The following is a 1,475-nucleotide window of genomic DNA, read 5'->3' on the forward strand; positions in this document are numbered from 1 at the left end:
GCCAATCGAGGTACTGTCTTAAATAGCAAGTGATTTTTGAAGATTTTTTCTTAAATTTACATTAGCGAAAAGAGGGCTTCAGGCGATTCGTTGCACGGAAGTTCATCTACTGTAGGGCCGGTTGATACTGGCCCTACTTTTTTGGTGTCTCCTACGGAGCCAAGCGAAAAGAAGGGCTTAGGCTCATCATTACCGGAATATTTTTGGGTTGAAAGATGGTAGTTCTGATCATACTCCTGGTCCTTTTTCCAAAGTGCCCATATCAATACCAACAATTTTCTTTGAACCGCCACATATGCCTGCATTTTTGTTTTCCCTTTTGCTATTAACCTGTTGTATAAGTTGTTAAAAGTGCCTTGGTTGTATCTCACCACGCCAAAAGCAGGCAGGTGCATAGCCCTGCGTATATGGGCGTTGCCCTTTTTTGACATTTTTGTTTTCCCGTTATGTTTCCCTGATTGGTTTTCGATTATGTCATACCCCGAATAGCTTACCAGCTGTCCCTGGTTTTCAAAAGTTTCAAATCCGTTGGTTTCAGCCAGCAGAACCGCAATTGTTTTTATGCCTACACCCTTTATCTTCAGGATCTTGTCCACTCTATTTGCGAGTTTTTCATCATCCTTAATCAGCTTTTCAATTGCCGTGTTTATATTGGCTATGCCTTTTTCAAGTTCTCTGATTAGCTTATTGAGGTTTTTTTCAACCTCCTTAACCGGATAGGCACTGTGGCTCAGGGCGTGCAGCTGGTTTAAAAATACCGTCCTTTGGTTGTTAAAATCCTCCAATTGGCGCGTAAGCAAACGTAACCGATAGATATTCTTCGACAGCGGCCGCCAAGGAGACAAATTCTGTTCAAGGCCCATTCTGGACAGTCCCTTCGCATCAATTTTATCGTTTTTGCTTTTGTTGCCAATCGCCTGAAGATACCGTTTTGCTTTGGTGGGCAGCACCACTGAAACCGCATATTCCCGCTCATGCAGATACCAGGCGAACTGCTCATAATAAATGCCCGTGGCCTCCATCAAAACACGTAATTCACAGGGTTTTGTCCGTTTGGCCTCAAGCCATTTAACAAACTCCCGGAATCCCTGTACCGTGTTGGGGAACTTCCTGGAGCCTTTTATTTTAATTTCCCGTCCGTAATTCATGGTTGCCAGAACAACATCCAGCGTGTCTTTGGAAACATCGACTCCAACGTTTTGAACCAACAACTCTTTGCCTTCTTTCATCTTATTGAATTTATGGTTTATCAATATCTCAACCCCTTTTCCTTTACTCACAGCTGATACAAGGTCACGATAAATCTAACATGCCTTTAGGTACTGTTCTGGCTTTGGATTGAAAGAAGGAAGGGGGTTTCTCGATTGCAACATCAAAGTGTTTAGTAGCCCGTTTGTTCCCTTCCTTCCAATTCTTAATCATCTAAACTAACAATGATTTTATGAATTTTCTATTAATTTCAAAGATATGAGTAG

General features: G+C 42.0%; 1 protein-coding gene. It reads right to left on the reverse strand.

The window, feature by feature from the left end:
- Positions 1-56: 56 nt before the first annotated feature.
- Positions 57-1,229, reverse strand: coding sequence for an IS110 family RNA-guided transposase (locus FQ608_RS27050; RefSeq protein WP_158861636.1), 1,173 nt, complete (start codon positions 1,227-1,229; stop codon positions 57-59).
- Between the last annotated feature and the right edge of the window lie 246 nt (positions 1,230-1,475).

The organism is Lunatibacter salilacus (assembly GCF_009797935.1).
Lineage (GTDB): Bacteria > Bacteroidota > Bacteroidia > Cytophagales > Cyclobacteriaceae > Lunatibacter > Lunatibacter salilacus.

Coding starts and splice junctions, on each gene's coding strand:
- FQ608_RS27050 (WP_158861636.1), bottom strand. CDS start 1,229: ATGAAAGAAGGCAAAGAGTTGTTGGTTCAAAACGTTGGAGTCGATGTT.